This is a genomic window from Streptomyces phaeoluteigriseus (genome assembly GCF_001896135.2).
GTDB classification, from domain to species: domain Bacteria; phylum Actinomycetota; class Actinomycetes; order Streptomycetales; family Streptomycetaceae; genus Streptomyces; species Streptomyces phaeoluteigriseus.
Window position 1 is genome coordinate 1 of record NZ_MPOH02000031.1, and the last position, 5,535, is coordinate 5,535.

The following is a 5,535-nucleotide window of genomic DNA, read 5'->3' on the forward strand; positions in this document are numbered from 1 at the left end:
CTGACGCTTCCCCACGACCCGACCAACGACCACCCCAGCCGAAAGTCACTTGATCAACAACTTCTGTTAGGACCTCTAAGCGATACGCCAGCGGTTCGGTGAGGCGGCGGCCTATGCCGGACGACATGGCTGCTGCCGCGGTGGTCGTGGTACCCCCCAGACCTTGGTGAGGACCCACGGGATGGTCGCCTACGTTCGGCTCGTTCCCCGCCTCGCGACGACGCCCGAAACGGATCGTCAGGTGCTCCTGCCGTCCTGACCGCTCAAGAGCCTGGCCGTTCTCCTGGGGCGAGGGCTTGATTCTCGGCTCGGATCATTCGACGCAGGCCGCTCCGTCAACCGCCCTGGCCAACCTGCTCGGCCGCACCCGCGCCTGCACCCTCGGCCACCTCACCCAGCCGGCCAGCACTACCGAACTGGCTCAGCGGTTTGAAGTCACTCCCGGCACGGTGAGCCAGGGACCGCGGGACAGGTCTCGAAGTCCTGACTGACTGCAATCATCTACGGTGACGGGCGGCTGGACCGCGCTCGGCGACGTGCTGGGCGACCGCATCGACGCCGGGACGGGCATACCGCTCCAGGGACCGTACACAGGCGTGGCGGGATCGGGCCAGCAGCATCGGAGTGGAGGTGCCGCCCTCGGCGTCATGTGCGAGCGCGGAGTGCCGCAGCCGGTGCAGGGCGGTCCGCCGCAGTAAATCCGGCATTTACTGCGGCACAACCCTGGCGGGCCGTCAGGTGACAGAAGTCTGAGAAGCCGACCACGCAGCGCTACGAGTTCGTTCGCCGTAGTCATACGAGAACAGGGCCAAGAAGGCGCTCCGGTACCCCGGCCGTCGAACTGGGTGGGCACAGCGCCGTCCCGGAAGCCGTTGCCGTCGAGCGATCGGCCGCGCTCTGAGAGGCGCTCCGGGCGCTTCAGGCTCTCTCCGAGGCCGTAACAAGGAAGTTCTTCGCCCGCAGTGCCGTCGGCACTGCCTACAAGGAGGAGCACTGGGACATCATGAACGACTTCCTGACCGAGGCGAACGCGATTCACAGCAAGGCTCTGCGCGCCCACAACTATTGACAAGTCTGGCCGCTGAGTTCTGCTGACGCACTGACACGTGCCGCCGATCGGACGTGACACGCCTGACGAGCCCCCAGGTCATGTCAGCTTCATACAGACCAGCACTCCCGGTACATCAGAAGCCGGGCGACGGCGAAGGCCCCGGTCTCCGGACGCATGAAGGCGTTCGGACGACCGGGGCCCCTTGGGCCCAAGGGATCGAACCGGGCGTCAGGGCGCCATCAGCGAGATCTCGAACGGCTTGACCTGCGGGGCCGATTCGGTGCCGTCGGCGGCCACGGCGGTGACCACGTAGTAGTAGTACCCCCGTGCCAGGCCGGGGTCCGTGTACGTCAGTGCCGTCACGCCCGAAGCTATGCGGCGCTCAGGGGTGAAGACGTCCGAGCCGGACGTGGACCGGTAGACGTGGTACGAGACGGTGGCACCCTGGTCGCACGCTCCCACCTCCCAGTTGAGCCGGACGGAGTCCGCGCCCCTGCCGCCCCCGGTGATCCGGGGAGTGGGCGGTGCGGTCATGACCGGGCAGGCGATGGTGACCTCGGCCATCGGCGAGAAGTCGGACCACATGCTGCGCTTGCTGACGGCGCGCACCACGTAGCGCCATGTCGTGCCGGCGGGCACGTTCTCGTTCGTGAACGTCGTCCCGGTGATGAGCGGTGAGACCGCGTACGCCGACGCGGGGTCCGAAGAGGTGGTGCGGTAGACGTAGTAGCCGGCCACATCGGCCGACGTGCTCGCCGTCCAGCCCACCGTGACGTTGCCGTTCTCGGCCGACGCGGTCACCGAGGCGGGCGCGGCCGGCTTCTCCTGGACCGGCAGGCGCTTGCCGTAGACGGTGCCATAGCCGGGCTCGGGCATGGGCGAGACGTTGCCGGCCGCGTCGACGGCGCGGACGGTGTAGCCGAACTGCACGTCCACCGGGATGCCGGCGTCCAGGTATGTGACGTCCCGTACCACGGCGATCTGTTCCCACGCGCCGAACATCGGCTTGCGCATGACGAGGTAGTGATCCGTGCCGTCGGTGTTGGCCGTCCAGGAGAGGTGCACGCCATCGGTGCCGTCCCACGCGTCCAGGCCGTACGGCATGCGCGGCGGGGTGACGTCGCCGGTCCGGGTGGCCGAGGCCGTCGCCGACGGGTCCGACTCCGTGCCGTGCGTCGCGACCGTCCTGATCTGGTAGTGGCGCACCTGCCCGACGGGCGCCGTGAAGTCGTCGTAGGCGGGGCCGGTGACCGGGGTTTCGGTCAGCCGGGTCCACGGGCCGGTGGCCGACTCGGCGGCGTAGACGTGGAACCGGTGGGCCGCGTCCCCGTCGTACCTCCAGCCGACGGTGTTGCGGTCGACCCAGCCGTTCGCGGAGACGTTCGCCGGCGCCAGGGGCTTCGGCTCGGGCACGTCGAGCTGGACGGGCGCGGAGTACGGGGAGGCGTTGCCCGCGCTGTCCAGGGCACGCACCCGGTAGTGGTAGGTCGTGCCCGCGGAGGCGTTGAAGTCCGTCAGAACGGTGCTCTGCGTGGGCGTCCCGAGGGACGAGAACGGTCCCTCGGGCGCGAGGGACCGCTGCACCTCGTAGGAGCTCGCCCCGCTCACCGGCGACCAGGAGAGCCGGGGCGCGGACTCGTCGTACGTGGCGGTGAGTCCGGTGCAGGCGGCGGGTGCCGTCTTGTCGGCGCTGAGGACGCGCGTCACGCCGGTCAACGGGGAGACGTTGCCGGAGCGGTCGACGGCGCGCAGGGCGTACTCGTAGGTGGCGCCGGTGGCCGGAGGTGCGTCGGTGAAGGTGCTGCCGGTGATCGCAGTGGAGTTGCGCAGGCTCCAGGCGCCGGTGCTGCCCGTGCGGCGGTAGAGGCGGTAGCCGGCCAGGTCCAGCTCGTGGTTGCGGGACCAGGTCAGGCTCGTCTTCAAGGTGGCTGCCGCGTAGCCGGCCTTCAGGCCGGCCGGGGTCAGCGGGGCGGTCTTGTCGTAGGCCGCGCCGATGACGGGCTTGTGGGAGAAGGTGATGTTGGCGGGGCCGGTGTAGGCGGCGAAGTCCACGCGCAGGGTGTGGACCCGCGCGGGATGGTGAGGCGGACGGTCTTCTTCTGGTCCAGAGAAACGTTGCGCCACAGGTCGATCTTGCGGGAGCCGTCGAGGTAGACGCGGGCCCCGTCCTGGGCGGCGACGGTGAGGTCGAAGGGTCCGCCGGAGCCGAAGTTGCGGGTCATGCTCCAGCGGACGCCGAAGTTGTCCCGCGGCAGGGAGACGCCTGCGGGGTCACCGTTGCCGTAGTTCTCGGCGATGGAGGTATCGCAGACGGTGGCCTTCGGGGTGCCGGTGAAGGTGGTGTTGGCGTAGTACTGGGCCTTCCACACGCCGGCCGAGCACGTCACAGCCGCCTGCGCGGTGGTGGGAAAGACGAGTCCGGTGAGGGCGGTGGCCAGGGAGAGTACGGCCGCACCGGCGGTTCGGCGCGCCGCGCCGCGGGATCTACGCATCTGCTGAAGGTCACACTTTCGATCGGGAGATGGGCACAAGGAGGGTGCGCCGCGGTGATCGTGTCATTCGTGAGATCGCTCGCGATAGGGAGTTTGTGCGGAATCACACCAACCACTTCTCCGCTGCCGGGAGTTGCTCGGCTGGCGGTGTGCCATATGCCCGCGACGGAACCTGCGAGCAGGTCCGAGCTGTCACCGGCACGGCAGCCCCGCCGTGAGCATCCTCGATCCCCGTGCGGCTGAGGCCGTGCAGCCTCCCAGCAGCCGTCCCGCGGCCGCCGTTGGGATCTCCGCCCCAATGGCCCCGTGCCGGCGGCTCCTCCCCGACGCCCCGCGCCCCTCGCTCAGCGTCACGTGGCCGGAGGCGGCGAGGAGGGTGAGCAAGACGAGGGCGGCCAGCAGGACCAGGACCAGGACCAGGGTCAGGAGCAGGAGCAGGAGCAGGACCGAGGCCGCCGTGCGGTGGTCCAGCAGGCGGGACGGTGATGTGGATGACCGGGATGCGGTTGAGGGCTGGGCCCAGGTCCGATTCGACCAGGCTCTGACAGCCGCGGCCGATCTGCACCAGCAGAGTGCACTTGCTGGTGCGCCGGAGCGCCGGTCCCCGTCGAAGGGGATGGTCATGTCTGTGGGGCGTCCGACGCTGCGGAAGCGGTTCTTGCGCAGCTGGCGCTGCACGCCCAGCAGGCCCCGCCACAGCCACGGAGTGATCACCGGGAGCATCTCGGTGTAGTGCGTCAGGCAGGGGTCGCGGCGGCCCACCCGGGTGCCCTTGGGCCCAGTCGGCGCGCTTGGGAGTGACCAGCTGGCGAGAGCCTGAGAGAAGCCAGCCTTCCGGAGCGGCGAGCTGCGGTGGATCGATGGGCAGGGTGATGGCTTCGGCCACGCCGGGGCCGACGGGCTTGGAGGGTCAATGCCCACGCGTCTCGGGCGACTTGGATGCGAATCGGGGCCTGCGATCCGGATCCGGACGGGCGCAGGGCGGTGACGTGCATGGTCCCAGGCGAGGCCCTGGATCGCGTCGGCGATACTTTCTGGCGTGACACGCGAAGACACCCAGGCCGCCAGACCGCCTACGCCTCCGGCCAGACGTCAGATTCACTCCTGGCAGGAAGCCGAGCACAATGCCGCGGCCTGGATGCGGTACTGGGGGTATGAGGATGCGCGGGCCCAGCCCGGCGGAAGCGACGGCGGGGTCGACGTGCGCTCGCGGCGGGCGCTGGGACAGGTCAAGTGCCAGGCGGTCGCCGTGGGCAGGCCCGAGCTGCAGCGCCTGTTCGGGGCCCGTGGTCGGGCCCTGGACAAGGACCTGCTCTTCTTCACTGGCAGCAAGTACGCAGCCACCGCAATCGAGTATGCCGCCGAGAACGGTATCGCGCTGTTCGTCTACAGCCTGGACGGGTCGATGACCGCGGTCAACGCCCCGGCCCGCCGTATCGCCACGGCACCGGCTTCGACACCTGCCACATCTCTGGCCGAATCAACACCGTCGACGCCGGCACCGGTTCTCACCTCTGCGCCGGCTCCCGGACCTCCCCAGGAGGGGCGGCCGGGAATGGGCCGGATCGTGCTGGGTCTCGTCCTGATGGCCGTTGCGCTGTTCATTCCAGGGAGCGAGAGCTTCGAGCCCCGCCCGAGCCGGGCCCTTGCGACGCTACTGATGGTCGTCGTACCCACCGTCCTGATCGTTTCGGGCATGCGGGAGAAGTCCCGCCGCCGTTACTGGCCGACGGGCCTGGGCCTGCTCCTTCTGGACCTGCCGGCCGCCTGGCTCACCAACGCGCGGTTGTGGCGCGGAGACCTCGTGGATGTCCTGGTGCCCGCGACGCTCACCGTGCTGTCACTGACGGCCGCTGTCCTCCTGCTGCGCTGGAACACTCGCAACACGGCTGGCCCCTCGGGCACGGCAGCGTCCTAGGCGCTGTTTCTCGGATCTCCTGACGGGGGTGGGGTATTGGGGTCAGGCTGGCTGCATGGGACGCGGAGACCTGA

General features: G+C 69.5%; 5 protein-coding genes. 1 reads left to right on the forward strand and 4 read right to left on the reverse strand.

Annotated features, from left to right (window positions below; translation table 11 throughout):
* Positions 1 to 497 precede the first annotated feature (497 nt).
* The 4 genes from BM536_RS43590 to BM536_RS37270 all read right to left on the reverse strand — a co-directional run bounded on the left by BM536_RS43590 (position 498) and on the right by BM536_RS37270 (position 4,305).
* The gene (locus BM536_RS43590) at positions 498 to 707 is read right to left on the reverse strand and encodes a hypothetical protein (protein WP_158086586.1); all 210 of its coding nucleotides are present in this window, start codon (positions 705 to 707) and stop codon (positions 498 to 500) included.
* A 572-nt stretch (positions 708 to 1,279) separates the two neighbouring features.
* Positions 1,280 to 3,103 carry a fibronectin type III domain-containing protein gene (locus BM536_RS37260; RefSeq protein ID WP_094104038.1) on the reverse strand — a complete coding sequence of 608 codons (1,824 nt, stop codon included), beginning with the start codon at positions 3,101 to 3,103 and terminating at the stop codon, positions 1,280 to 1,282.
* Positions 3,013 to 3,543, reverse strand: coding sequence for a PA14 domain-containing protein (locus tag BM536_RS37265; protein ID WP_094104039.1), 531 nt, complete (start codon positions 3,541 to 3,543; stop codon positions 3,013 to 3,015). The genes BM536_RS37260 and BM536_RS37265 overlap by 91 nt, the downstream gene beginning before the upstream one ends.
* 192 nt (positions 3,544 to 3,735) lie before the next feature.
* Positions 3,736 to 4,305 carry a hypothetical protein gene (locus BM536_RS37270; RefSeq protein WP_073499784.1) on the reverse strand — a complete coding sequence of 190 codons (570 nt, stop codon included), beginning with the start codon at positions 4,303 to 4,305 and terminating at the stop codon, positions 3,736 to 3,738.
* A gap of 277 nt (positions 4,306 to 4,582) precedes the next feature.
* On the opposite strand from BM536_RS37270, the gene BM536_RS37275 reads away from it, so the two are divergent.
* On the forward strand, positions 4,583 to 5,461 hold the full coding sequence (locus BM536_RS37275) for a restriction endonuclease (protein WP_073499782.1): 879 nt from the start codon (positions 4,583 to 4,585) through the stop codon (positions 5,459 to 5,461).
* Positions 5,462 to 5,535 lie beyond the last annotated feature (74 nt).

Coding starts and splice junctions, on each gene's coding strand:
- BM536_RS43590 (WP_158086586.1), bottom strand. CDS start 707: ATGCCGGATTTACTGCGGCGGACCGCCCTGCACCGGCTGCGGCACTCC.
- BM536_RS37265 (WP_094104039.1), bottom strand. CDS start 3,543: ATGCGTAGATCCCGCGGCGCGGCGCGCCGAACCGCCGGTGCGGCCGTA.